Genomic DNA, 22,183 nt, shown 5'->3' with positions numbered 1-22,183 from the left:
GGTGGCCTGAATTGGATGGTTTACTGAATAAAACTTATTGCTGGTCTTCTACGTAAATACCGGCAGATATAATGGCTCCGCCAATTCGGCGTTTGCCATAAAGCAAAGGGACCGGGTATCCCTGAGAGGCAGTATTCGTCACGCCCCCAAAGGCGTAGGACGCTTTATTGTCAGCGGATTCTTTTCGGGCCAGGCCTGCTGGCTGTGGGGAGAGCATCTGAACAACGCCGCCGAGCATCATAGCAGCCCCCATTTTATAACCAAATGCTGACACGGGGTTGCCAGGAACAAAGTAAGAGCCGACAGCAGAGGCAACAATAATAACTGCTCCAAGAATTGTTTGAAGCAGTCCCGCCTTTTTACTACCAATTAAAACAGGAACAATTCGGATGACTTCACCACCAACAGGAAATCCTAAGTCATCCTTCCCAATATTTTTTTCACCCTTAAATACCGCATAGGTTAGTCCACGCTCTTTGCTGGTAATCATGAATTTTTCGAAGCCTGGTATCGTTGCCGATAATGCCTGCCCTGCTTCATGAACAGTGCTAATTAAACGGTAGTGAATTTTCCCAAAAGTTTTACCTAATACTCCAGAAAGTATTATTTTGGTCATTGCTTCTTTCATTTGGCACCTAACAGAAAAAAGCAGCATTTCAAATGCTGCTTTTTATTTAATCTATTTTTGTTTGTCTGTCTTGATTATTAAATCACACTCTTCTTTATTAAAATCGCCACTTTGACCTATACTCCTCTCTATCCTGCAATCACGGGCAAATTTCCTTACGCCCATCCTGGCATATTTATCACCGTTGCTTGAAAGGAGTTGATATATAAAGTCATCGTCTGACCTATTATATCGTTGTTGTGCATCCATTAATGCCATCATGAATGCCATGCGTTTTACATAAATATCGACAGTGGCGCTTTCTTTTAATTGCGGATGGCGTGATAAATAATCATCAACTGTTCCCGCAAAAGTTGATGATGCCAGAAGTAATGTGGCTCCGAAGATAGCTTTTTTCATTCCCTATATCCTTTTGCTGTTTCAACAAAAGGTTAACATAGAGAATGATATCGAACGATTTTCATTGTCCTTTCCATCCAGTACCCACCATACGGCACGCGCTTGCTGAGATGGCCATACAGGTGATGCAGCAGCAGGTTCCCTTCCAGCAGAATCCCGGCGTGGTTCCACTTATCCGCCTGCACCTGCATGATCACCATATCACCCGGTTGCGGTGGACCATCAAACTCACGGAACCCGCATTCATACCAGCAGTCCTGATAAAAATTGTCCGGATACTCCTTTTCCCACCACGGATAATCGACGCGGTAATCGTGCAGCTCGATGCCGTGGGTTTGCCGAAAATAGCTCATCACCAGGCCCCAGCAATCGTAGTGGCCCAGCACGAATGGTCGCTCGAGGAGCGGCAACTCACCACGCGGGTGGATGGTACGGAGATCGCCTTCTGGCCAGCTGATAATATGCCAGGGGAGAAGGGTCGCGTCACATTGCGCTTTATCCAGTTCGCTCGGCTGGGTGGTGGCATCAGGATGGCTGTGAACAATACCGGTGATCGTTCCCCATTCTTCAACCTCCGCATAATCCTCCGGCGCCAGCACAAAATTATCTTTCGACTCTGTGGCCAGGTTCCGGCAGGGGAAATAACGCTCCGCTCGGCCCCTCTGGGCGACGAGGCCGCAGGCCTCGCGCGGATATTCTGCGGCCGCATGTTCCTGGATGGCCTTAATCGTTTTCTGACGCATATCAGCTCCTGATTAATGAAGTGCCGGGGAACCCGCCAAACGGCAGTTCGCTATTCTCACCATGACGTAATTTGCAGGCCGTGAGCGTTCCGTTGCAGACATCCTGCGACGGGTCATCAACTGGCTGATTGTTCCTGTCAAAATACCGGGTGCCGGCATAGTCGCACCCGTTACCGCTGCGGTATTGATTGCGGATACACCAGGTGCAAATCGCATGCAGCTGGCGAGTGGGGATCATCATCCCCTGCAGGGCAAACGGGCTGGAGAGAGTAAATTCCACCTTCTCATCGTCTTCATAATGCTTTACGTCGATGAAGAAAAGGCGCCGTTTCTCCTGCGTCGGATCAGCTGAGGCATTCCCGTCCGGAAAGTTCTTCGCATCGAGATACTGTTTTTGCGTGTCGTGGATGACAACCCGCGCCAGAGCCAGATCGTCGTAATGAAGACAGAGCGCGGATATCTTTCCGTCGATATTACCTACCCGCAGCGTTGGCTGCGCGTCGCTGCCCGTGGTGGATGACTCGATCCCTTCGATTTCACATGGCCAGGCTTTATACTCCCGCCCCTGCCACCAGATGCTTTTCGCCGGCAGCTTATCCAGGTCGCCGCCAGCGGCGAGGATTTCGGCTGCAGTATGGGGAACGTTATAGCCGTGGAAATACAAAACCTCATCCAGGCCAAACGCCAGGCCATCGATCTCCAGGAGACGAACCTCATCGCCTGGCTCTAACTTCTGATAATTCGCGTTAAGGCTCATGGTTTAAATGCCTGAATAAAAGTGGCTGAAAGTGAGTAATTTCCGCCGCCCAGAGGCACCGGTTTATATTGTTCGCAGCGGAAAAGCCCCACCTCTTCCAGAGGCGGGGTCCACTGAAACGCGCGGGTGCCTGCATGACGGTCGAAGAACTGCTTAATCGGACGGATATAGTCCTCCGTACCGACAAAACTCAGCTCCCAATCCTGTGATCGGGTGTTAATACCATCGCCGGATACCTGCGTATACCCGTCACCGAACTGCGCCTTCCGGACACGAAAGTTAACGGTCTGCTGGGGATTAACCCGCGGACTCCAGGTGAATATCTCAATAGCCATTAGCGTTGCCCTTTAACTGCATTCCAGACCATCCCGCCAGGGCGCATATCCTGCGCCATCAGCTCCCTGTATTTTTTCTCCACAAACGAGCCGATCTGCTGGCCAAACTGCTCAAAACCAGACGGCGCCTGCGTTGAGGTGTTTCCGCCTTCAATCGTGATATAGACTTTTGGCCCTTCCGACGCGCCGGCGTTCTGACCACCACCGACAGCGCGTACACCCAGCGAACCATCGCCGGCACGCGTCAGTGGCATGATGGCCTCCGGCCCGGCCTCGCCAAATACGCCGGCCCCTTTTGCGAAAGCGAAGAACTGCGGAGAGTCGTAGACCTGGTTGCTGTATGCGCTCAGCGACGGCGAGTCGTAAACGCCGCCTTTGGCGTTGAACTGGAAGTTACTGGCGGCATTCTGGATCGCCGTCCCCGAGCCTGCGCCCGCAGCGCCCGTGACAACGCTGGTCCCGACGCCCACCACGCCCATAATGGTTTGCATGACGGAACTGGTGACCAGCGCCTGAGCGGCCATATCAACGAGGTTTTTTATGATCGACTGCGTGAGCGAGGAAAACAGGTCAGCCATGTTCTCCTTAAAGCTTCTCGTCCGCGTCAGCATGCTCGTCAGGAAGTTGCTTGAGCGCTCATGGGCCGTTTCAAATAACCCGACGGCCAGGCTCTGGAATTCTCCCTGTGATCGGTATAACTCCAGTGACGTCTGATACTGCGCATCGGCGGATTCTTTCGTCGCCTTCTGCATCAGCATTTCGTACTGTTCTTTGCTGATCGCGCTGCCCTGGTAGTACGCCTGCAGCAATGCCTGCCGCTGCGCAAGCTGATTGCGCAGCGAGACCAGTGGATCAACTTCGCCGGCGATATCCAGTGCCGGCGCAGCGATTTCATCGGCATGCGCCTGCAGCAGCTCTTTCGCGGTATCTCTGGCCAGCGTTATTCGTGCGGCCTGGTACTCTTTTTCATCAAGAAGGCGGGCTTTGAAAAGCTCAGCCAGGTCCCGGCTGGCTTCCTGCTCTTTTCGCAGAGTTTCCTGGGCGGGGGAATACTGCGCGGCCAGATCCAGTCGCTGTTTCTGGTAATTCTCTGCGTTCATTAACAGCGCGCGCTGCAGGTCAGCATCACTGGCGCCATTTTTCTTCGCCGCTTCCTGCAGCTCCCTGTTGCTGTCCTTTTCCTGCAGGTTAATTCTGGCCAGGCTGGATGCATGGGCTTCTTCAATTTGCTGCCGCAGCGTTTTGAACTGGTCGACTTGGGACTTACTGCCTTTCCCCGTGCCGGTACCGCCATCGCCGTCCCATGGATTTCCATCTCCGGTCTCTTTGGGGGGCGTGCTTAACGCCCCTTTCAGATCGTCCGTAAGGGAGGTTATTTTTCCCGATAAACCCAGCTGAGCCAGTGTTTTTGCATCACTGACACGCTTAATGTTTTCCTCGGTTTTGCGGAGTCCCTCGTTAACGCTTTCGAGATCCGCCCGTGCACGCGCCTGGCCTTTTGTCACCCCTTCCAGCTGGCCGAAGGGGTCAAACCCTTTCAGGCTGTCGATACGACTGTCGGCATCCTGAATCTCTTTCATCAGCTGGTTACGCTGCACGACCTGGTTTTCGTACTGATCCTCCAGGTCGAACTGCTTCACATTTAGCTGGTTAAGCGAGAGACGCATCAGCGCTTCACTGGTTTCGACTACGGCATCTTTTAAATCAATGGCTGACTGCCTGGCCTCCTTTGCTTTCTCATGAAAGTAAAGGAGGCCCGAACCGGCCAGCATCGCGGCGCCGAACGGACCACCGATTAAATTTAATGCGCCTCTTGCCAGCCCCACCGCAACGGAGGCCGCGCGGGCTGATATCGACAATTGCCGGTTTGCCGCCGCCAGTTTCAGTTTCGCCTGGCTGGCCAGATTGGTTTGTTCAGTTTCCTGTCGGATGAGGCGGGTAAACTCATCCTGGTAACTGATATTCATCCCGTACTGTTTAGCCGTCCGCTCCATCTGCCGGTAGTGGCCAAACTCAGCGTCGTTCTGTTTCAGGATGGCAGCTGTCGAATCCAGAGTTTTGCGGGCAATATCCGCATCAGCCTGCGCCCGCGCTTTTACCGCCACCTGGCTTTCCCGCCAGGCCGCGATATTCTCCCGCAGCCCTGCAGTCAGTTTCGTGGATAACACGGGGATCAGGCTGTAAAGCGCCACGCTGGAGACGGTGTTGAAATTGTCTGCCAGGCTGTTCAGTGCCTCCGTGGCAACCTGAATCCCGCTGCGGAGTGGCCCGTTACTGCTCTGGCCGATCTTAATGACCATCCCTTCAAACGCACTGCTCAGCCCCAGCAAATCGCCGTTCAGGTTGTTAACCCTGATGGATGCCTGCTCATGCGCCGTTTTGGTACCGGTCAGGGAAGCGGTCAGCTCATCAAGCTTTGAACGGTTCTGGACCAGGATAGACGCCGCATTCAGGTTCTCCACGCCAAACAGTTTTACGGCCTGGGCCGTGGATAGATTTTTCCCGGAAAGAGTGGTCAGCGCCTGGCTGAGACCAACCACGGATGGCTTGAGGCTCTTGTCTGTGCCCTTTTCCAGGTTCAGGATGACGTTACGCAGCGCCGTGCCGGCTTCACCGCCTTTAATTTCACGCTCTGCCAGCAGCTGAATCGCGGCATTCAGCTGCTCAAAACCAACGCCGGCCTGTGCGGCTGCAACGCCACCATTTTTAATGGCGGCCGCTGTATCCACAATCTCCGACGACCCGTACTTCGCGCCGGCGGCCAGCACGTTGATATAACTATCCGCTTCCTGCGCGCTCGCCCCGTACTGGTTTAAGGAGAGCGCCAGCGTTCTGGTCGCATCGGGCAGCGTTGTGCCGGCGGCCTGCGCCAGGATAAGCGCGCTGTTCGTAGCCTTCTGCAGTCCATCGGACGTTTTTAAAAGCTCCGGTTTAGCCGACGCCATCAGCTTTAACGCTTCGGCGGCCTGGCTGGCGCTGTACTCTGTCGTGCGCCCCATTTCCTGCGCAGCCAGATCCAGCGCTTTCATTTCAGCTGCAGTCGCACCGGTGATGGCCTGCAGATCTGATAACGCCTGTCCATATTGTCTGGACGTGGTGACGATCGTACCGATGGAAAGGCCGGCTCCTGCCAGCCCCGCCAGCCGGCTGGCCATCCCGGATATCGACAGACCGACCTTCTTATAGGCGTCTTCCGTCTTTTTCGCGTCCGCCTGGGCATTACGGTTAAACCGTCGTGACTGGTTCTCCGCATCGCCATACGCTCCCAGCAGTTGGGATTTAAAACTGGCTGCGTTCAGGTGCAGCCCGACCGCTAAAGATGCGACGTCTGCCATTACATTAATGCCCTCATGACTGCCGCGCATTCATCATCGACCCGGGATGGCGCAGGTGTGGTTTCGGTTGGTGGCGCGTTTTCATCGCCAGGACGGCGGAAAGTGCCCTGTTTCAGGAAGTAGGCTCGCCAGTGGTACAGAGTGTTTGCCGGCAACGCGGCAATTTTGGATGGGTCAGGCTCGCCCCAGCGGTCGGCCAGCCAGAAAATCAGCTCCAGCCAGGGCGAGTCACTCAGTTTTTTTCCGCTTCCTCCAGCTTGCCGATTGCGTGTTGCTTCACTTTTTCCACTGCGGCCAGCAGTTCGGGGTTTTCATGGGCCTTCAGCAGCTCGGCTGCCGTGGGTTTAAACTCATCCGGAATGGCCGTTCCATCCGGCTGAACCAGTGCATCGATGACGATCTGGATGACTTGCTCCGATGCCTCGCGCGCTGCGCCAGCTTTTGCGGTTTCAGCCATTTTCTCTTCGTAGCTGATGAGGTAATCCCCGGTCAGGCGGCGGATGAATACGGTGGCGCCAAATAACTCGGTTTTAATGACGGTTGGCTCCGATTTAAGCAACGCGGATTTCAGCGTGGACAGGTAATCTTTATCTTTCACAGGTAGTCCTTAAAAATAAAAAGCCACCCGAAGGTGGCTGTTTACAGGTTAAGTTAATCAGGCGCCGCCGGAGACAGCGACGGTTCCCCAAGTGATCTTGTTCTGTTTACCCTGAACAGTGATCTGGATGACCTCATTCGCCGGAGCGGCGATTTCATTCATCTGCCACCCGGACAGCGCCAGGAGCATCGTCGCTGTTCGCTTGTTGGGTAATTCGACGTATAACTGGATGGTCTTGCGGGCCTCTGCTGCGTTCAGCAGCGCGGCAAAATCGGTATTGCCCGGATCATCAATGAAGCCCAGCGACTTTTCAGGCCCGTCAGGCAGATCGCTGATGGACTGTTTCTGCTTATCCAGTAACGTGGTGCAGTCGACAAAGCCCCCCGTCTGCCCCATTGCACCCAGCGCTTTACAGTTAATCAGCGGTTTCAGCGCTGACGTGGCAGCGCCAGGCTCCCCGTATTTCACAATGGTGCCCGCCGGCAACATCGCATATTCAGGCGAAGTTTTATCAGCCATGTTTCTCTCTCTTTTTATACGGCAGCGGATGCTACCTGTTTTCAATGCCGTTTCGGATTTCCACGGTTAACACGCGCAAAACGGTCTGGAGGTTGTAATCCAGGGCGGGTCGGATAAAGGGGTCTGCAACCTGTTTAACCGTGCCAAACTCCTGCGCCAGCGCCTTCATATGGTGCTGCTTGCTGGGGCCAACACGGAGCGTTACAACCGCGTTCCCTTTACCCTTGCGGGTGGAAGAGCGGATTTTGATTGAGTCCCGCATGTGCGGCCCGGCAGACGTTTCGTCAAAGCCGGCATGCTGCTTCATATCTTCCTCGACGACCTTTAGCGCTTCGCGCCCGGCATCCCGCAATACCTTCGTCGCCACTTTTTCGCCCAGGGCCATTAACTGCCGCTCCAGCTCATCCAGCCCTTTAACTTCCATTCGGATCACGAGGAGTCCTCCACGTAGTGAATGATGAAATCGCGGGTCAGGCGATACTGAATGCGACGATTCGTCAGCTGGTTTTTATCCTGATGGATACCGCCTCGCTCCACATACTGAACCGGGATACCCTCCAGCTGGCCATGAACGACGGACTTCAGTTCCGTCCAGATTTTTTTATCCAGCTGCAGCAGTGAGGTGTAATCATCGAGACGGTACAGATTCACCTGGATACGGGCAGATACGATCCCCGTTCGCAACATTCCCGAGACCATTTCCGGGTCAGAGATACGCTGAAAGGTCGCACCTTCCTGGACCGTGTCCGGCAGTAAAAGCGGATACGCATTCATGCCGGTGATGCGCTCCAGCGCACCCTTAATCGCCAGCTCTATCATGCCGCCCGTCAGCCTCCCCCGTGATAATGATCCGGTCTGTTTTGCGGTCGATATTCCGGACGGTATAAACCAGATTTTTCGTCGTGATTTTCCAGTCAATATCAACCAGCACGCCCGGATAGACCGTGAACAGGCAGGTTTCCACCACCTGCTGCTGATCCAGCGTGCGGACTTTTCGCCCCGATACCAGCTCCCGTTTTGCCCACGCTTTTCCCGATTCAACCTGCTTTTCCGGTAGCGGTTCGCCCAGCGGCCCACGACCGGACTGAACGTAGCTAATTGCAATGCGACAGTTCATATCACCCGGTTTCAGGCTCATAGCGTATGCTCCTGCAGGGGGAAAAGAAGATGCCTCACCGCAGCGGTTTCCAGCCACTGTCCGGTATGGCCATTCAGATACGCATCGCTGACCAGAAACTGAATAGCCAGCCGGATATCTTCATCCGCGATAAATCCGCGGACGGTCTCCGGGAGCGCCTGCAGCTCTTCATCACTGGTTACCAGCTTGCAGTAGTAATCACGCTCGATGCTCCGCTGCGCGGCGTTCACCATTTGCGTGAGCATGGCATCATGCTCCGTGAAGTCCAGTTCCAGGCGTAGCTGGGTTTTCACATCATCCAATGTCAGTATCAAAATCGCTGTCTCCCGGCTTCGGTTTCAGCGCACGTTCGGCATCCTCCGGCCATACCGCGATACGCCGCTTAACCAGTTCTTCGGCGCGCGATCCTTCAAAGCACGCGATATCTCCACGGGAATAACGGTGGTGCGGCCCAAGGAACACAACGGATTTACGCTCTGCCTGTGCGACCACGGTCTCATGGTTGTCCTGTGTGCCTGTTTCTTCCGGCTCCACTGCTTTATTTTTCGCAGCCATAACATTCTCCTGAAAGGGAAAAGCCCGCATATGCGGGCCGTATTTACTGAGGGATGGGTTAGAACAGGACGCCGGTACCCAGCACCAGGCCTTCCGGATGACGGAAGCCAATATCATGCTCAGTAACAACGCGGATTAGCGACTGGTTACGGGAAAACGCAGATACCAGGGTGCCATCGGCATCGATGTAAGAGGCTTCCTTCGAGAAGTCGACTTTCATATTGCCGTCTTCAGCGATAACCACATCATTGAAGTCAGCAAAGTAAATCTCAGTCTCCTTACCCCCGGTCCCCAGATTCGCAGGGATCGCGCTGGTACGCTGAACCGGATATCCTTTAAGTAATCCCTGAGCCATTTCCGGATAGACTTTGTTGCCGTTGCCGTCACGCAGCCCAAACAACTTCATATAGGTACGGTTCGACATGCCCCAGCCGCTGCTGATCATATTGCTGTTGCCGTCCATCGCCATCAAAATGATCTTGTCCAGGTACTCGTCAACTGTGTTCAGGTTGATCGCTGCATCAGCTTCCCACGGCAGCAGGCGGTTCCACTGCGTCGCGCGCGCCTTCATACCAATCGGTGTATCGCCGGTACCGTCATCGCGCATAAAGGCTTTATCCTCACGCACTGAGATGGCGGTCAGAATATCCTGCAGGACCAGCTGCTCGACGTTGAATCCGGCGCGGCCAATCAGTGCATTGGAAATAGGCACCATCGCAATCAGAGTTTTCGCCGTAAGTTTTACATCATCAAAGCGTGTTTCTGATGTCTTGGCGTCTTTGTTTTCTCCTGTGTAGCTTGCCGTTGCTCCACCGGCCACGCGTGGTAGCGTCATATTACCGTTAGGCAGCGGAACGGGACGGGCACCCAGCTTGCGGACGATGGTTCGGTCGCTCAGTAGCTCGATCACCTCACTGTGGAGGTTCTGCGGAATAAGCACACCACCGGACGCCGCTGCGGTGGAAATGGCCATCGATACGGACTGGTCATTCAGCTCTTCTGAAGCGAATTTTGCCGCGTCCTGCAGATTCCCTGCGCCTGCGGCGACAGACATAACCAGTCGGGTCATGCCAGCACCGGTGTACTGTTTAGGCTCCTGCTTAACAATAATGCCGGGGGCCTGCTGAGTCGCTTTCACGGGTTTTGCGACCAGCGCCGCAGCACGTTCGGCGGCTTCCAGTCGTTCAATTTTGGCGCTGATATCAGTGAACTGCTGCTGCAGGTTCGCAAACTCCGTCATCTGCTCCGCAGTCAGCGTGCCGCCGCTGGCGTCAATGGTTGCCAGGGCCTGAACCTGTTCGTTGATACCCGCACGCTGACGACGCAATTCTTCAATATGTGGCATTTTATTTCTCTCTTTTTAGACATAAAAAAAGCAGCCTGCTGGCTGCTTAAGGTGACGCGGTTTGTGTTTGCGCCGGGTTACATTTTGGTTTGCAGGTCCATCGCGGCTGCCTGCATCTGAATGGAGGTTTTTTGACGGGGTTGCTGATACTTTGCCGCGATAGCATTGATCGCCGCCTGGGGGTCAGAGACTTCATCCGCCAGGCCGGCAGACACAGCGCCAGGGCCAAAATACAGCCCCGCCTGCGTATCAATGACGGCCTGCTGCTTCAGGCCGCGATATTCGGCCACCGACCCCGTAAACGTCTCGTACATTTCGTCGATCATGCCCTGGAACATACCCAGCGACTCTTCACTCAGTGGTTCATGTTGGGTGCCGTTATTTTTGTTATCTCCCCGGTAAATGGTGGTGAACGTCAGCCCCATTTTTTCTTCCATCTTCGACGTATCGAGGTGCTCCATGATCACACCAATCGACCCCACGCCACTGGTCTGGCTGACGATGATTTTGCTGCAGGCCGATGCGATGAAATACGCGGCGGAATACGCGCTGTAGTTCACAATCGCCGTGATGGGTTTCGTGTCGCGAGACTGATAAATGTAATCGGCCAGCTCCTTGCACCCCACCGCTGCGCCGCCGCCGGAGTTAATATCCAGAACGATTTCGCTGATTGAGGGGTCGTTTAACGCAGCCTGCAACTGCCCGCGGATCCGCTCGTAGCTGGTCAGCTCGGAGCACATCGCCGTAATCTGCCCCCGGCGTGGAACGAGAATGCCGTGAACGGGGATCACCGCCACCCCGCCGGTGGGCTGGACCTGCTCAGCAGCAGGTGATTTACCCGGATTCAATGCCATCTGAATGGCGGCATCTTCGGTGATCCCCTGAATACGGGGGATGAGCACCGCTTTCACGGAGTCCATTGTTTGCCGCGTCACGTAATGCGGCACGCCAAAGACCATATCTGCCAGGTGCGGCAGGTTAATTAATTTCGTTGTCATGTTGTCTTCCAGGTCATCCCGCGCGGCGGGAAATAATCAGGCTCTGGCCAGAAGGGTTTCGATTTCGGCCAGCTGTTTTGCTGTCGGCGACTTATCGCCAGGAAGGATCTTCGCGCTGTCGACCATATTGAGCGGCGTCAGGTATTTGTCCCCGCCGGCAATTGGCGGCAGATTCTCCATACGCCGGATATCGTTAGTGGATAGCCATCCCCACTGGCGGCCCAGCGCATACGATTCATAGCGTGACTTCTGGTCGCCTCGCAGCAGCCCGGAAACGTTGAACTCGATGTACAAATCGCGGCGTTCGCTGGGCAGAAGCAGATCGCGCTGCAGCGCACCCTCATGGCGTTTCAGCCATGCCAGCAGCGTGTACATCACGAACTGCAGGCCCTGGTGCTCAATGTTGTTGTTGGTCGCTTTCGCCAACATCTGCACCATATGTGGCGGGATTTTATAGAGCCGGCAGACCTCTTCCACGCCCCACTGCCGCGACTGTAGCAGCTGCGCCTTTTCGTTATCCTGCGACAGTTGTTTGTAGCTCATGCCCTCCTGCAGCAATGCCACAGAGAACATATTGTGAATACCGGAATGGCGCTCGGTCCATTTCGCCAGCAGGCGATCAATAGCATCCTGGCTTTTAATGGTCGCGGCCTCTTTCGGACGCTCTATCACCCCGCTCATCGTTGTCCCGCGCCGGAATGTCGCGGCCGCATGCTCCTCAACCGCCAGATTTAGCCCCAGAACATCGGCGTTCGTCTGAATGGGGGAACTGCCGATATAGCCATCCAGAGAAAAGACCTTCACATGGTGCATCATGCGCATCGGCAGAATTTCACCGACTTCCGGGAGTTCGTAATACGGCATACCGTCCGGCCCTTTCAGCACAATGACCTTTTTCGGGTTAATGGGGATCAGCTCTTTCGGGTAGCCTTTTCCGTCCCGTTCGATGATCGAGTAGCAATTTCCCTCAAGCCCCAGCAACCCCTGCTGCTGCTCGAAATACTCGAATGAGGTGTCTTTCCTGTTGGGCTGGGAGTGAATCAGGTCATAAACCGGGTGGTCCGTCGCACGCTGGCGCCCGCCATTTTTATCCCGCCGGTAGAGTTCGCACGGCAGCTGCGCGACGGACTCCGCCAGGAGGGTGACACAGGCCCGGACCGCTGAAAGTCCAAGAGCGGTTTCCGGCGTGATTATGATGCCAGTTTTGCTCTGGCTTGAACGAACCCCGCCCAGCATGGCTTCCCAGAAGCTATTACCCGAGTATTGTCGGCCCCTGAACATCTGGGGTAGGAACATTATTTACCTCCGCCATTGCTGACGCCGGAGGAAAAGGCCCGGGTTGTCATATATGACCAGCCCAGACAAATAATCCCTCCTGTTATCAATCCCACTGATGGAGAAATAAGCCAGGCGCCTGCTGATAACAATCCAGCACCAGTGAGGCCGACAATAAAACTCAGAACTGAAATTAGCATGCTATATCTTCCTCATCATATACGGATGTCATCACTGAACTGTTAAGCATGGCGCGCCCCAGCCCCATCATTAAACCAACCGCACCATCTATCTTGTTCTGCCGCCCTTCCTTCCCGGGACGCACAATATCGTCACTTCCGGGAAGATACTGGCCGACAATATTGGAAATACACCAGTTCATGACAGGGTGTCCGTCATGATGGAATCTCCCCGAGATGAGCGCAGCCTCAATCTCTCTCATAGGATCACTCATATGGGTAAAATTTTGTCTTATCTCGACAGGCTCAAGCCCCTCTTCCTCGAGCATGTGACGTAATGAAGTCGCGCCATAAGGGTCAATGGGGCATTGGGCAATTTTTACGGTATTCCGCAATTTCAGGATCGTTTCAAATATCAGTCTGTAATCAACTTCACCGCCATCGGTCGGGATCAACTTCCCCTGCCGGACAAAGGACTGATAACGTTCTGCGGTACTCTTCAGCGCGGTCTCCTGCGAGTAAATGGTTTCTTCCGGTGCCCAGAACAGAGGAGAAACACAGTAAAAATGTGTTATTCCGTCTATTTCACGACGAAAAACCGGAACCACGGCATTGAGGTCAACTTTCGAGGCCAGATCGATACCCAGCCAGCATTCCTCCCCTTCAAAATCTGACAACTTAAGGGTTTTATCGGCCGCATCCATCCATTTTCTCAGGTCGTAATAAGCTGATTTTGCACTTACCCAGCGATTGAAATGTTTGGTCAGAATCTTGTTTGTCTGCCCGGGCGTCGACATACCCAATAATTGTTTCGCCCGGAGAAAATCTGCTTTTACCGAAATGCCATAGTTGGGGTTTGCCTTGATTAATGCCTCAGGAGTCGTCCAGTCATCATCGTCATCAAGGCCATAAATCAGCCCAAATATGGTTTCATTTTCCTCGCCATTACGGGTTCTCCGCAGGATCTCGACAACCTGAGTACGCTTTTCATAGCAAGGGGATGTAATGTCATAGCCGGCAGTGGTGATGATCAGTGTCATCGGTTGTTCACGAGCCCCCATACCGGTGGTCATGGTGGTGTAAAGCGCATCAGTAGTATGTTCGTGATATTCATCAATGATGGCGCATGATGGCGAATCACCATCCCCCGGGTCACCGATCACAGGCGCAAAAACCGAACCGTCAGGGCGCGTCATTTTTTTTGCCCAGGGTTTTATCGAGAATTTTTGCCGCAATGCCGGCAGCTTTTTCACCATTTGCAGCGCCGGAGAAAATACCTTCCATGCCTGTTTTTCAGTCGTGGCGCCGCAATAGACTTCTGCACCATGCTCGCCATCTGCACAAAACATATAATTTCCTACAGCAGCGGCAATAGCGGATTTCCCGTTCTTTCTGGGCACCTCGATATAGATTTCAGAGAAACGACGCAGGCCTGTCTTCTTGTGTACCCATCCAAACGGTACGCCAAGAGCGAACTTCTGCCAGGCTTCAAATTCAATCCGGAGTTTACGCCGGGCCCATTCCCCTGAGGTATGAGGCATTTTCTGGGCAAAACGAAGAAATCGTTCTGCTTTGTTTTTATCGAAGCGGTAGGGCCAGTGGGGATCCTTTGCTCGTTCGAGGTCGTCCAGATGTCGCTGACAGGCAAGTATCGTTAACTGACACGCCAGAATCTTCCCGCCAACGATATCCCGCGCATACTGGTTCGCTGCATTGACGTTCGGATAGGTTGCCATCAGTCAAACTCATCGAATTCATTCCCGTCATCGTCCGGATCCTTTTGTCCGCTGGTCATGCGAAGACGACTGAGCGGATCTAACCCCAACAGAGAGCCCAGGCGGGCAAGCTGGGAAACCGAGTCATTCCGGACATTAACTGCAGGGTGTTTTTTCAGCCCCCCCATTTCACTTTCTGAGGTCAGTCCGCTGGCCAGCATTTTTTCGGCTTCGAGCATCAGATGAAAAGCATTGCAGTAAGCCAGCAACAAAGGTGCGTCCTCCAGCTCAAACACCCCTCGGTCGATGAGTATTTTGCTTTGCGTCTTCCACATTCTTATTGCCGCCTCCCCCATTAACTCAGCAGGAGGCGCAATACGTGTTAATTTGCTTTTTTGCCCGGTGGGTAAAGTGGGTTTTCGGCCACCACCGGACGATCGAATTCCTCCGGCCATAAACGTTCCTTTGATAGATGAAACCTTCCGAAAAAAAGTTTCTTATTTCTGGCGTGTAAAAATAGACTTCAACGGGCAGTCCCGAAGCGCGAAAGGGGTCAGGGATTTGCTCCCCCCTACCCCTGGCTGCAGCTGCCTCTGTCGAGGTGGAGGTCGTCATTCCGGCTGCGCCGGCGGCGAATACGGTTCGCATTGGTGGGCCGGCGTATCTCAGACGTTCAAAGAACACCAGTTGTTATACCGGCGATCAGGATCCTGTCGCTGTAGCAGATCCTCCATCGGCCTGCAGTACGCTTTCTGGTAGCCGTTCATCTAATGGCTGGTTCTCGAACACCTTCATGCCAAACTGACCGATCCAGGTGCTGACTGAGTTGATGTTCCCTGCGATGAAGTCGGTCACCTCGGCGATCAATCCTTTAACGACGACATCCGTACTCTGACGCCAGTAATTCTCAATCGCGACCAGCAACGGATCGGAACCATTACTGACAGATTGTTCACCTACGCTATACGTTTTTTTCTTCGCGCTATCGGTGATACATCGCAGCTGGCTGGTCTGGACGGCCCCAGCCTCTGCAGCGATGACCTGCATCGTCAACGTAGCCACTTTGTTCCCGTCTGCATCAGCGCTGGATGCATAGAACATGGAAAGCGTCAGATCCGTGCGTTGATACATCATTGCTTACCTCCACGACGATGACGTGAACGGCGACCACCGGGAACCATTGTCTGTTGTTCCTGCACCAACTCCCCCTCTAAAGGCTCCTGATCCAGTACAGGTGATGAAACAGGGGCCGGAGCAATATCATGTGCAATCGTCAGTTTCAGCAGTGGGCGGCCGCCCTGGACATGCTCAAAATGGATGCCATGTACGGCTTCATTCATTCGTGACTGACCATCCGTCTCCAGAACGGTCAAAACACCATCAACGTATTCAATTTTGAAACTCTTCATCGGGTTCTCTCTGTTGCTGTTTTCTTGCTGTGGCAGGTCCAGCACAATGACTCCAGATTAAAGTCATCATCGGTACCGCCATGAGCTTTAGGAATGATGTGGTCGACACTTGAGGCTTTCGTGGCAATACCGTCTCGCCTGCAGTTCTGACAAAGGTATTTATCCCTCTTCATGATACGGGCCCGTTTAATTTCCCACGGTCGACCATAACCACGTTCCTGCCGAGTTTTTCCGGGCTGATAGTTACGCCAGCCATCACCAGCGTGTTGCTGCCTATGCATCTCACAGTATCCTCCGACATCATTGGTCACAGCCGTGCATCCTCTGTGCCGGCAAGGTCGTTTAGCTCGTGGCGGCATAAACATCCTCGAGCATGAGTTGAGGGAGAAGAGTTAAAGCGGCACTGTCGATGAGAAACTCTGAAACGGGCAGCGATGAGCATGACAATCCGTCACACTCAATCGCCACCAGCTTCTCGTCTACGTATGCAATTTTTAAGTTCTTCATCGCGTTACCTTTTGCGAATAAAAAAGCCCCGCAGATGCGAGGCTACTGGTTAAATATCAGGGTGTTACTGTGAAAGCTCAGAGTGTAAGGTTGCGGCTCAGCCTATCTGTGGTGGGACACAGTTAAATATTGTACTTGCAGAGGAATGGCTGATTAGCTCTGCTTAAGGAACTTTAAAATGGAAGAAGAAATTAAATATAACATCGAGGTGGATTGCTCAACTCTGGAGTCTGCAGCAAAAGAAATAAGAGCTCTCAAAGGTCTTCTGGCAACTATGTTTGTTTGCCTTGATCAGGATATGAAGAGTGTCGTAATACATCAACTTTCGCAGATTGATGATGAATACAACCAGAAAAACTTGGAGATGCTAAAGCAAATCCAACATATCCATAACCGACCTTAATAGCTATGGCAGACGGTTACAGGCTGTCTGCCGATCTATTATTTATTTCGATATCTTAATTGTAGTTCCGCAATCTTACAGCCCATAAAGTGTAGTAGTGCCTCAGCAGCATCTAACCGTTTGAATACCTCATCAATGTTTGGCTGCATACCTGAAGCGTATATCTTACCCTGCGTTTGAATGCTCCAAGCACTGACAGAGGTCAGGGTATTATCCGGTTTATAACACTCTGCAGAGGAAATTGCCGCTGAGACTACAAGCTCCTGCAGGTCTGGGCGATCATGTTCCACCACCAGAGATTCATCATTCGCATTGACATCATAAGATAAGGTAAACGGAGCGGTAGCCTTGCCTGATATAACCTTCTCGACCAGCACGCAACCAGACTGAATGACTTTAAATCTGACTTTGACCCCACAGACAATGCCATCATTAATCTGTTGAAGGTTTGTAATAGTGACTTTCAACGTTTTCAAGTTGCTTCTCCTCATTATCTCTTAAAAGGGATATCGTTTTTTTATCCCTTAGAGGGGATAGACGTTCGCACCGATTCGTAAATCCGCTCACAGGGCATTCCTGTTTCCCCTGATTGGTTTTGTCACATATTCTCGTCCAGGATGTCCTCAAGCCATGAAACCGGCTAAAAAAAAGGCCGCATAGATATGCGACCTTTGGTTAGTACCAGTTAGAAAACTAAAATCTCTCAGGAGCCACCCAAGAGAGGCTTTTCTGCTTTTTAACTGACCACTGCCGTTTCGGTGTTGGCTGGCAGTGATAACGTGATGATAGCTTCATTTAAGTTATCGATAGCATTTAAATATCGAAAGAGCTCATTGAACCAATCATTTTCAACTTGCCGGAACATTCAACCAGAGCAACAGGCTTCTATGCTGGTCTTTTGAGAGCAATTATCAGTTCGCCCTAACGAGGCTGGTAACTAACATATTATTCGATGGTTCCTTAGACAGTGACCCATAAATCTAATTGTTTAATGTACCATTGGATGGGCACACAAATAACCACACCATCCCCAAAGTTAACAGATTTGATAACACACCCTTGTGGCGGAAAAAATTCCGCACCAGTCTGGGGCCGGATCGAGCGCTCAATGCCGTAACGATAACCGCATGGTAGTTGTGGTAGTAAGTTTACTGTCATGAGTGGCTACTTAGTTTAGAGTGGTTTGAGATCCTATAGTGCATGACATCCCCTGAATTAGATACAAACATTTCGATGCTGAAAGCTTGAATGTCTTGTTTTCAGTTTTTTTGTTCACTTAAGGCCACTTATTTCATGTGCTATGCTTGTTACTTACTCATCGCCCGATAGTACGCCTGCCAGCGATACTTATCCAAACGGAGCTGGCGCAGGCATTGAGCGGTTTCTACATCAGACTGTAAATCTTCATCGCTGTCATTCCCTGCGTCACTTGCTTTGCACGGCGGACTCATCAAATCCGGGGATGGAGTTGGCAGCATCGATGGCGCGCTGACGCAACTGCACAGCAGCATCATCAAACCTACACACAGTACGATTCGGAGACTGAACATATTTCACCACGTCGCGGGTTATTGTTTTGTAGATGACCTTACCCGCTTCGTTAGCAGTCGCGGCCTTTTCCTCTACAGGCTTAATGGCATTCTCGGCCTTCTCTCTCTTCTTCGCAGCCTGAGCATTGATGTGATCAGCGTGGGAACTCCATCCCATACGCCATGAAATGGCACAGGACATTAGCAGGATTGCTATTGCGATGATAACGGCGGTTAAGCGACTCATCTTTGCTCCCATAAACACACTTCACGCTCAATTTCCCTCCGGGTAATAAGTCCTTTCCACTGCTTACCTTTGGCATAGGTCCAGCGGCGCAGCTGATCACACGCACCTTTCTGGTCACCCTGGTTGATTTTGCGAAGCAGAGTAGAGGTCTGGAAGTTCCCGGCTCCGACGTTATAGGCGAATGAGTACAGAGCCCCACGCATTGTTTCTGGGATCGGTTTTTTGATGTAAGGGTTGATCTGCCAGGCGACGGTATTCAGGTCTTTATTTAGTAGCGCCCGACACTCTGCCTCGGTATAGGTTTTGCCGAGCATGATGTCTTTACCTGCGTGGCCGTAGCAAACCGTCCAGACACCTACCACATCCTGATAAGGGGAGTATCGCACTCCCTCAAGCCCATCATTACCCATCGGGCCAGTGATGAGTGCAGAGGCAATCGCCAGGGCCCCGCCGCCCACCGCCGCAAGAACAGTTTTACGTAGTGTCGGAGACATTATTCACCTCGAGCAGCTTTTCGCCGGTCTTCTTTAATTTTGAAGTACAGATTCGTCAGGTATGTCAGCAAGCCAAATACCAGACTTCCCAGAACACCAATAGCGGCCCACTGGGATGGGGATACTTTGTCGAGCAATTGCAACATCCAGAACCCCGCGTTACCTGCGGACGTTCCGTAGGCAATACCTGTTGTTAGCTTGTCCATTCGATACATACTCCACCTCCGGGTTAACGGGGTGCTTTGTGTTTGATAAGGTTCAGGACCGGCAGGAGGAAATCTTATCAATGATGATTCCAGGTACCTGAAAATGAAAAAACCACCCTGAATAGGTGGCTAGATAATTCAACGCGAGCTATGTGCCCGGGGATAGTGTATTGTTGCGGACCATTCATTAGGAAATATCATATGCAACAACGCAAAAACTCAAAAAACAATCGCAACTACCTCATCAAATGTACCTGCCCTAGCTGCACCAACCAATCAGAACATAGTTACACCCGAGTCCAGAAAGGCTCTGCGCTGATGTGCCCTCACTGTAGTAAGATTTTCACTCAAGACAAACTTCCCACCGCTTAGGCTTTACATCATCATAATCTCTGGTAATGCATCCACTGCTGCGCTCGTATAGATTAGAGAAGTAAGCCCATTAGGCAATGCGGCCGATGAATACCTGTTAGACGGGTCTCGGCTTACTGGCAGAAAATTAACGTTCTGGCATCGGCAAGATAAAAGGCCTGCCGCAATGGAAGGCCTTTAGGGGGTTATGCAGTATGTGTGGTGCCGGGTGCCTCCCGGTAAGTCTGCCCCAGTCAACAGACCCGCGTGTGTGCTCAAAGAAAAAATTGACTGGTCGCCCCACCGCACAGGGGGATTCACCACACACCCACATTAGCTACACGATATGCGCCTGGTCAATTCAATGTAACCAGTAAAATACATCTTTCGGAAACGGTATAACCTAGCGGGCAATAATTAATCACTGCATATTTAATCATTACAAAAACAACAATAAATTTTCATATCTGTTATCAAATTAAGAAAAAAATACTGTTAGGAATTTTCTCACTTAACTCGCACACTACGCCTCACGCGAACCACAATATCCATAGTCTTTCAGAGGATAAGCTCACATGACAACCATAATGATGCTAGCGTTAGCTGTTGTTCTTCTTTTAGTTGCAGTGGGTTCACTGATGTCTTACATCAAAGAAAGACGCGGGTATAAAAAAACTTTCAAAAAAAGATATTAACGGTTATCCACTTTTCAAGAAGCAGGGGTAGTGATACGTAAACATTCCCCCTGTTTTTTTGCTACCACCTTTGGGAACAAAGAACTGCCTTAATCTATAAGTGCTCTCGCTTGTGATGTTCAATTTACCGTTAAAGCGCTCAAGCTGTTGAGCTAAAACCGCAGTCTGGTGCGAATCTTGCGCGTATGAGATTAAACGTGAAGTACAGCACGCTGTAATCCAATTACCATGACCTGATTACTGATGTGAAAAGCCCAAGTAGTGCTTAGGCTAGATTATGAACAAAAAAAACCCGCTTAGAGAAGCGGGAAGAAAGTTGGCAACCAAGGCTGTAACGAAAGGAAGGTGCACCTAATAGTCCGAGCTACCGATTTACCAGGAAAGCCTTCTTTTTTTACCGTTACGTTCGTTAACCATAGCCTGACAGACAAAAAGAGCAAGGCTTTTGTCATTACAGTCACTATGTTAAGGCATTAGTGTGGTGCCGGGTGCCTCCCGGTGAGCATGCCCCAGTCGGCATGGCCCGCGCTGCATTTACAGGTTTCTGTAACTGACTGGTCGCCCCTCCGCATAGGGGGATTCACCACCTCGATAATTTATGATGCAAACATTCAAAGTGTCAATATCTGACCATACCGCCAGCGCCTCTGCCATAATATAAGCCAACAACGCCCACTTAAATTGTATGCATTCTAATACTTAAAGCTATTGCGAAGCCCTGACTCAATGTAGCACTCACTGATATCAGGTAAATACGAGGTAAGTAAAATGCTATCTACTGATAACCAAAGAATTTCAGAGATTTTTGAACGTTTGGCAGAAATAGCAGCTAAAACTGCTGAATTAACAAGCAACCCTAATCTATCCCCTGCTCAAAAGCAGGCAGCATGTGACAGTTACTTTAGCGAACATGATCAGTTAACAACCGAAGCCCTAGAGATCTTCAAAAAAATCACTAAAAATCCTCAGTGAATGCTGAAGCATGTGAGATTGCGTATGCAATACGACGATATGACAGGGGTATTGATGCAGCGCATCTCGCGAATACCCCTGTCGTATCGCCGGAAAGCAAAAACCCCGCACGGGCGGGGTTTTCGTTATATTCAGATTGTCGCTTTTTGTCGCTGCCGAGTGGCGCAGCTCTGCCAAGCATGAAGGAATTATCTAACTTTCTGGCCCATTTTCAATACCAAAAAGGCAACATAGCACTTTTTGCTAATCCGCATGAATCGCCTTATGAACAGAAAGGAAAGCTTTTGCTCTGAATATTTCAAGGCACCAGCGCACTCTTTTCCGGGCCTCACTGTCTGTTAACCATGGAGCCACCAGCTGTAATTCCCGTGTTATGTCTGAGATTTTTTTACGGGTGGTGTAATAGTTAACGCCAACGAGATAAACCGGATCACCCGTTTCAAATATCGCCAGTACACATCGTTCAACAAATTCAACATCATCCTCAGTGATCGCAGCGTCAATCGCGACCGTTGCAGGCTTCGGCCACAAAATGGCATGCGCCCTGCTTAGTGCCTGCCGCCCGCGATAGCCTTCACTCCTTGCCTGCTCGATTGCTGCCGTAAAGCGCTCTAGTGCTCTATCTGACCAGTGATCACCCTTCATACCTCGCCAGCATGAATGTCCTGATGGTTTGCGCGGGGCCGCACCTCCTCTCATACCTTCTCCCCATACAGTAAGCAGAGATTTTATCCAGGCGGACTGAATGCCATTAAGGGGAGTGAATCGGCCCAGCCAGCTTTTGCGCGGGGCGGCGGCCACTTTTTCTAATCCTGCACGGTGTAGACGGCGTTGACGTGGTGTCATTCTGT

32 protein-coding genes are annotated in these 22,183 nt (G+C 51.9%); 4 read left to right on the top strand and 28 right to left on the bottom strand.

Annotated features, from left to right (window positions below):
- Positions 1 to 34: 34 nt before the first annotated feature.
- From HMPREF3096_RS10180 to HMPREF3096_RS30850, 23 genes are all read right to left on the bottom strand, one after another.
- Positions 35 to 628 (bottom strand): tail assembly protein, encoded by a 594-nt coding sequence (locus tag HMPREF3096_RS10180; protein WP_064323696.1) that lies wholly within the window; start codon positions 626 to 628, stop codon positions 35 to 37.
- Positions 629 to 679: 51 nt separating this feature from the next.
- Positions 680 to 1,027 (bottom strand): hypothetical protein, encoded by a 348-nt coding sequence (locus tag HMPREF3096_RS10175; RefSeq protein ID WP_070544418.1) that lies wholly within the window; start codon positions 1,025 to 1,027, stop codon positions 680 to 682.
- Positions 1,028 to 1,059: 32 nt separating this feature from the next.
- The gene (locus HMPREF3096_RS10170) at positions 1,060 to 1,770 is read right to left on the bottom strand and encodes a C40 family peptidase (RefSeq protein ID WP_023317958.1); all 711 of its coding nucleotides are present in this window, start codon (positions 1,768 to 1,770) and stop codon (positions 1,060 to 1,062) included.
- Between the two features lies 1 nt (position 1,771).
- Complete coding sequence (locus tag HMPREF3096_RS10165; RefSeq protein WP_064323404.1) at positions 1,772 to 2,527, bottom strand: phage minor tail protein L; 756 nt, start codon at positions 2,525 to 2,527, stop codon at positions 1,772 to 1,774.
- Positions 2,524 to 2,862 (bottom strand): phage tail protein, encoded by a 339-nt coding sequence (locus tag HMPREF3096_RS10160; RefSeq protein WP_014228916.1) that lies wholly within the window; start codon positions 2,860 to 2,862, stop codon positions 2,524 to 2,526. The genes HMPREF3096_RS10165 and HMPREF3096_RS10160 overlap by 4 nt, the downstream gene beginning before the upstream one ends.
- Complete coding sequence (locus HMPREF3096_RS10155; RefSeq protein ID WP_070544417.1) at positions 2,862 to 6,197, bottom strand: phage tail tape measure protein; 3,336 nt, start codon at positions 6,195 to 6,197, stop codon at positions 2,862 to 2,864. The genes HMPREF3096_RS10160 and HMPREF3096_RS10155 overlap by 1 nt, the downstream gene beginning before the upstream one ends.
- Before the next feature lie 232 nt (positions 6,198 to 6,429).
- Positions 6,430 to 6,795 (bottom strand): phage tail protein, encoded by a 366-nt coding sequence (locus HMPREF3096_RS10150; protein ID WP_014228914.1) that lies wholly within the window; start codon positions 6,793 to 6,795, stop codon positions 6,430 to 6,432.
- Positions 6,796 to 6,852: 57 nt separating this feature from the next.
- Positions 6,853 to 7,314: a major tail shaft subunit gene (locus tag HMPREF3096_RS10145; RefSeq protein ID WP_014228913.1), complete on the bottom strand. Its 462-nt coding sequence runs from the start codon at positions 7,312 to 7,314 to the stop codon at positions 6,853 to 6,855.
- A gap of 31 nt (positions 7,315 to 7,345) precedes the next feature.
- Positions 7,346 to 7,738 carry an HK97-gp10 family putative phage morphogenesis protein gene (locus tag HMPREF3096_RS10140; RefSeq protein ID WP_014907811.1) on the bottom strand — a complete coding sequence of 131 codons (393 nt, stop codon included), beginning with the start codon at positions 7,736 to 7,738 and terminating at the stop codon, positions 7,346 to 7,348.
- A gap of 5 nt (positions 7,739 to 7,743) precedes the next feature.
- Positions 7,744 to 8,133 (bottom strand): hypothetical protein, encoded by a 390-nt coding sequence (locus HMPREF3096_RS10135; protein ID WP_017880258.1) that lies wholly within the window; start codon positions 8,131 to 8,133, stop codon positions 7,744 to 7,746.
- Positions 8,114 to 8,452, bottom strand: coding sequence for a phage head completion protein (locus HMPREF3096_RS10130; RefSeq protein WP_014228910.1), 339 nt, complete (start codon positions 8,450 to 8,452; stop codon positions 8,114 to 8,116). The genes HMPREF3096_RS10135 and HMPREF3096_RS10130 overlap by 20 nt, the downstream gene beginning before the upstream one ends.
- Positions 8,449 to 8,766: a head-tail connector protein gene (locus HMPREF3096_RS10125; protein ID WP_020317538.1), complete on the bottom strand. Its 318-nt coding sequence runs from the start codon at positions 8,764 to 8,766 to the stop codon at positions 8,449 to 8,451. Before HMPREF3096_RS10125 ends, HMPREF3096_RS10130 begins: the two co-directional genes overlap by 4 nt.
- Positions 8,747 to 9,007: a hypothetical protein gene (locus HMPREF3096_RS10120; protein ID WP_070544416.1), complete on the bottom strand. Its 261-nt coding sequence runs from the start codon at positions 9,005 to 9,007 to the stop codon at positions 8,747 to 8,749. The genes HMPREF3096_RS10125 and HMPREF3096_RS10120 overlap by 20 nt, the downstream gene beginning before the upstream one ends.
- A 58-nt stretch (positions 9,008 to 9,065) precedes the next feature.
- Complete coding sequence (locus HMPREF3096_RS10115) at positions 9,066 to 10,352, bottom strand: phage major capsid protein (RefSeq protein WP_004148013.1); 1,287 nt, start codon at positions 10,350 to 10,352, stop codon at positions 9,066 to 9,068.
- 77 nt (positions 10,353 to 10,429) lie between these two features.
- Positions 10,430 to 11,350, bottom strand: coding sequence for a S49 family peptidase (locus tag HMPREF3096_RS10110; protein WP_032429388.1), 921 nt, complete (start codon positions 11,348 to 11,350; stop codon positions 10,430 to 10,432).
- A 36-nt stretch (positions 11,351 to 11,386) separates the two neighbouring features.
- Entirely contained in the window at positions 11,387 to 12,646 is a 1,260-nt protein-coding gene (locus tag HMPREF3096_RS10105; protein ID WP_012542166.1) for a phage portal protein, read from the bottom strand.
- A complete protein-coding gene (locus HMPREF3096_RS29095; protein ID WP_017898992.1) occupies positions 12,646 to 12,825 on the bottom strand; it encodes a hypothetical protein in 180 nt (59 codons plus the stop codon). Before HMPREF3096_RS29095 ends, HMPREF3096_RS10105 begins: the two co-directional genes overlap by 1 nt.
- Positions 12,819 to 14,540, bottom strand: coding sequence for a terminase large subunit (locus HMPREF3096_RS10100; protein WP_014228904.1), 1,722 nt, complete (start codon positions 14,538 to 14,540; stop codon positions 12,819 to 12,821). Before HMPREF3096_RS10100 ends, HMPREF3096_RS29095 begins: the two co-directional genes overlap by 7 nt.
- Positions 14,540 to 14,974: a phage terminase small subunit P27 family gene (locus HMPREF3096_RS10095; RefSeq protein ID WP_012542168.1), complete on the bottom strand. Its 435-nt coding sequence runs from the start codon at positions 14,972 to 14,974 to the stop codon at positions 14,540 to 14,542. Before HMPREF3096_RS10095 ends, HMPREF3096_RS10100 begins: the two co-directional genes overlap by 1 nt.
- 247 nt (positions 14,975 to 15,221) lie before the next feature.
- Complete coding sequence (locus HMPREF3096_RS10090) at positions 15,222 to 15,653, bottom strand: hypothetical protein (RefSeq protein WP_023289184.1); 432 nt, start codon at positions 15,651 to 15,653, stop codon at positions 15,222 to 15,224.
- The gene (locus tag HMPREF3096_RS29090; RefSeq protein WP_023289183.1) at positions 15,650 to 15,973 is read right to left on the bottom strand and encodes a hypothetical protein; all 324 of its coding nucleotides are present in this window, start codon (positions 15,971 to 15,973) and stop codon (positions 15,650 to 15,652) included. Before HMPREF3096_RS29090 ends, HMPREF3096_RS10090 begins: the two co-directional genes overlap by 4 nt.
- Positions 15,925 to 16,287: an HNH endonuclease gene (locus tag HMPREF3096_RS29085; RefSeq protein ID WP_032428746.1), complete on the bottom strand. Its 363-nt coding sequence runs from the start codon at positions 16,285 to 16,287 to the stop codon at positions 15,925 to 15,927. The genes HMPREF3096_RS29090 and HMPREF3096_RS29085 overlap by 49 nt, the downstream gene beginning before the upstream one ends.
- Entirely contained in the window at positions 16,271 to 16,435 is a 165-nt protein-coding gene (locus HMPREF3096_RS30850) for a hypothetical protein (protein WP_162924227.1), read from the bottom strand. Before HMPREF3096_RS30850 ends, HMPREF3096_RS29085 begins: the two co-directional genes overlap by 17 nt.
- Before the next feature lie 178 nt (positions 16,436 to 16,613).
- Here HMPREF3096_RS30850 and HMPREF3096_RS10085 point away from each other — a divergent pair, with 178 nt between their 5' ends.
- Positions 16,614 to 16,838 (top strand): hypothetical protein, encoded by a 225-nt coding sequence (locus HMPREF3096_RS10085; protein WP_023289182.1) that lies wholly within the window; start codon positions 16,614 to 16,616, stop codon positions 16,836 to 16,838.
- A 38-nt stretch (positions 16,839 to 16,876) separates the two neighbouring features.
- Here HMPREF3096_RS10085 and HMPREF3096_RS10080 read toward each other — a convergent pair whose 3' ends face one another.
- The 4 genes from HMPREF3096_RS10080 to HMPREF3096_RS10065 form a co-directional block, all read right to left on the bottom strand.
- Positions 16,877 to 17,314, bottom strand: coding sequence for a hypothetical protein (locus HMPREF3096_RS10080; RefSeq protein WP_049115059.1), 438 nt, complete (start codon positions 17,312 to 17,314; stop codon positions 16,877 to 16,879).
- Between the two features lie 949 nt (positions 17,315 to 18,263).
- On the bottom strand, positions 18,264 to 18,614 hold the full coding sequence (locus HMPREF3096_RS10075) for a hypothetical protein (protein ID WP_016160650.1): 351 nt from the start codon (positions 18,612 to 18,614) through the stop codon (positions 18,264 to 18,266).
- On the bottom strand, positions 18,611 to 19,108 hold the full coding sequence (locus tag HMPREF3096_RS10070; RefSeq protein WP_023317653.1) for a lysozyme: 498 nt from the start codon (positions 19,106 to 19,108) through the stop codon (positions 18,611 to 18,613). Before HMPREF3096_RS10070 ends, HMPREF3096_RS10075 begins: the two co-directional genes overlap by 4 nt.
- Positions 19,108 to 19,323 carry a class II holin family protein gene (locus HMPREF3096_RS10065; protein ID WP_016160648.1) on the bottom strand — a complete coding sequence of 72 codons (216 nt, stop codon included), beginning with the start codon at positions 19,321 to 19,323 and terminating at the stop codon, positions 19,108 to 19,110. Before HMPREF3096_RS10065 ends, HMPREF3096_RS10070 begins: the two co-directional genes overlap by 1 nt.
- Before the next feature lie 141 nt (positions 19,324 to 19,464).
- Between HMPREF3096_RS10065 and HMPREF3096_RS31195 the strand changes: the two genes are divergently transcribed.
- The 3 genes from HMPREF3096_RS31195 (at position 19,465) to HMPREF3096_RS30425 (ending at position 21,332) form a co-directional block, all read left to right on the top strand.
- Positions 19,465 to 19,686 (top strand): YnfU family zinc-binding protein, encoded by a 222-nt coding sequence (locus HMPREF3096_RS31195; RefSeq protein WP_305954963.1) that lies wholly within the window; start codon positions 19,465 to 19,467, stop codon positions 19,684 to 19,686.
- A gap of 554 nt (positions 19,687 to 20,240) precedes the next feature.
- Complete coding sequence (locus HMPREF3096_RS31880; RefSeq protein WP_139042930.1) at positions 20,241 to 20,360, top strand: small membrane protein; 120 nt, start codon at positions 20,241 to 20,243, stop codon at positions 20,358 to 20,360.
- A 768-nt stretch (positions 20,361 to 21,128) separates the two neighbouring features.
- Positions 21,129 to 21,332, top strand: coding sequence for a hypothetical protein (locus HMPREF3096_RS30425; protein WP_004147997.1), 204 nt, complete (start codon positions 21,129 to 21,131; stop codon positions 21,330 to 21,332).
- Between the two features lie 243 nt (positions 21,333 to 21,575).
- Here the strand turns inward: HMPREF3096_RS30425 and HMPREF3096_RS10060 are convergent, their stop codons facing one another.
- Positions 21,576 to 22,178, bottom strand: a complete 603-nt coding sequence (locus HMPREF3096_RS10060; protein ID WP_032729991.1) for a hypothetical protein — start codon at positions 22,176 to 22,178, stop codon at positions 21,576 to 21,578.
- Positions 22,179 to 22,183 lie beyond the last annotated feature (5 nt).

The sequence above is a fragment of the Klebsiella sp. HMSC25G12 genome, assembly GCF_001807705.1.
Lineage (GTDB): Bacteria > Pseudomonadota > Gammaproteobacteria > Enterobacterales > Enterobacteriaceae > Klebsiella > Klebsiella variicola.
This window is presented reverse-complemented; position numbering and strand designations above follow the sequence as displayed.

Excerpts from the sequence above, each read along its gene's own strand:
- HMPREF3096_RS10155 (WP_070544417.1), bottom strand. The coding sequence starts at position 6,197 with ATGGCAGACGTCGCATCTTTAGCGGTCGGGCTGCACCTGAACGCAGCC.
- HMPREF3096_RS10070 (WP_023317653.1), bottom strand. The coding sequence starts at position 19,108 with ATGTCTCCGACACTACGTAAAACTGTTCTTGCGGCGGTGGGCGGCGGG.
- HMPREF3096_RS10130 (WP_014228910.1), bottom strand. The coding sequence starts at position 8,452 with ATGAGCCTGAAACCGGGTGATATGAACTGTCGCATTGCAATTAGCTAC.
- HMPREF3096_RS31880 (WP_139042930.1), top strand. The coding sequence starts at position 20,241 with ATGACAACCATAATGATGCTAGCGTTAGCTGTTGTTCTTCTTTTAGTT.
- HMPREF3096_RS10060 (WP_032729991.1), bottom strand. The coding sequence starts at position 22,178 with ATGACACCACGTCAACGCCGTCTACACCGTGCAGGATTAGAAAAAGTG.
- HMPREF3096_RS10135 (WP_017880258.1), bottom strand. The coding sequence starts at position 8,133 with ATGATAGAGCTGGCGATTAAGGGTGCGCTGGAGCGCATCACCGGCATG.
- HMPREF3096_RS10105 (WP_012542166.1), bottom strand. The coding sequence starts at position 12,646 with ATGTTCCTACCCCAGATGTTCAGGGGCCGACAATACTCGGGTAATAGC.
- HMPREF3096_RS10075 (WP_016160650.1), bottom strand. The coding sequence starts at position 18,614 with ATGAGTCGCTTAACCGCCGTTATCATCGCAATAGCAATCCTGCTAATG.
- HMPREF3096_RS10165 (WP_064323404.1), bottom strand. The coding sequence starts at position 2,527 with ATGAGCCTTAACGCGAATTATCAGAAGTTAGAGCCAGGCGATGAGGTT.
- HMPREF3096_RS10145 (WP_014228913.1), bottom strand. The coding sequence starts at position 7,314 with ATGGCTGATAAAACTTCGCCTGAATATGCGATGTTGCCGGCGGGCACC.
- HMPREF3096_RS10160 (WP_014228916.1), bottom strand. The coding sequence starts at position 2,862 with ATGGCTATTGAGATATTCACCTGGAGTCCGCGGGTTAATCCCCAGCAG.
- HMPREF3096_RS10175 (WP_070544418.1), bottom strand. The coding sequence starts at position 1,027 with ATGAAAAAAGCTATCTTCGGAGCCACATTACTTCTGGCATCATCAACT.
- HMPREF3096_RS10140 (WP_014907811.1), bottom strand. The coding sequence starts at position 7,738 with ATGGAAGTTAAAGGGCTGGATGAGCTGGAGCGGCAGTTAATGGCCCTG.
- HMPREF3096_RS10180 (WP_064323696.1), bottom strand. The coding sequence starts at position 628 with ATGAAAGAAGCAATGACCAAAATAATACTTTCTGGAGTATTAGGTAAA.
- HMPREF3096_RS10085 (WP_023289182.1), top strand. The coding sequence starts at position 16,614 with ATGGAAGAAGAAATTAAATATAACATCGAGGTGGATTGCTCAACTCTG.
- HMPREF3096_RS30850 (WP_162924227.1), bottom strand. The coding sequence starts at position 16,435 with ATGAAGAACTTAAAAATTGCATACGTAGACGAGAAGCTGGTGGCGATT.
- HMPREF3096_RS10065 (WP_016160648.1), bottom strand. The coding sequence starts at position 19,323 with ATGTATCGAATGGACAAGCTAACAACAGGTATTGCCTACGGAACGTCC.
- HMPREF3096_RS10110 (WP_032429388.1), bottom strand. The coding sequence starts at position 11,350 with ATGACAACGAAATTAATTAACCTGCCGCACCTGGCAGATATGGTCTTT.
- HMPREF3096_RS31195 (WP_305954963.1), top strand. The coding sequence starts at position 19,465 with ATGTGCCCGGGGATAGTGTATTGTTGCGGACCATTCATTAGGAAATAT.
- HMPREF3096_RS10100 (WP_014228904.1), bottom strand. The coding sequence starts at position 14,540 with ATGGCAACCTATCCGAACGTCAATGCAGCGAACCAGTATGCGCGGGAT.
- HMPREF3096_RS29085 (WP_032428746.1), bottom strand. The coding sequence starts at position 16,287 with ATGCCGCCACGAGCTAAACGACCTTGCCGGCACAGAGGATGCACGGCT.
- HMPREF3096_RS10170 (WP_023317958.1), bottom strand. The coding sequence starts at position 1,770 with ATGCGTCAGAAAACGATTAAGGCCATCCAGGAACATGCGGCCGCAGAA.
- HMPREF3096_RS10115 (WP_004148013.1), bottom strand. The coding sequence starts at position 10,352 with ATGCCACATATTGAAGAATTGCGTCGTCAGCGTGCGGGTATCAACGAA.
- HMPREF3096_RS30425 (WP_004147997.1), top strand. The coding sequence starts at position 21,129 with ATGCTATCTACTGATAACCAAAGAATTTCAGAGATTTTTGAACGTTTG.
- HMPREF3096_RS10120 (WP_070544416.1), bottom strand. The coding sequence starts at position 9,007 with ATGGCTGCGAAAAATAAAGCAGTGGAGCCGGAAGAAACAGGCACACAG.
- HMPREF3096_RS10090 (WP_023289184.1), bottom strand. The coding sequence starts at position 15,653 with ATGATGTATCAACGCACGGATCTGACGCTTTCCATGTTCTATGCATCC.
- HMPREF3096_RS29095 (WP_017898992.1), bottom strand. The coding sequence starts at position 12,825 with ATGCTAATTTCAGTTCTGAGTTTTATTGTCGGCCTCACTGGTGCTGGA.
- HMPREF3096_RS10095 (WP_012542168.1), bottom strand. The coding sequence starts at position 14,974 with ATGGCCGGAGGAATTCGATCGTCCGGTGGTGGCCGAAAACCCACTTTA.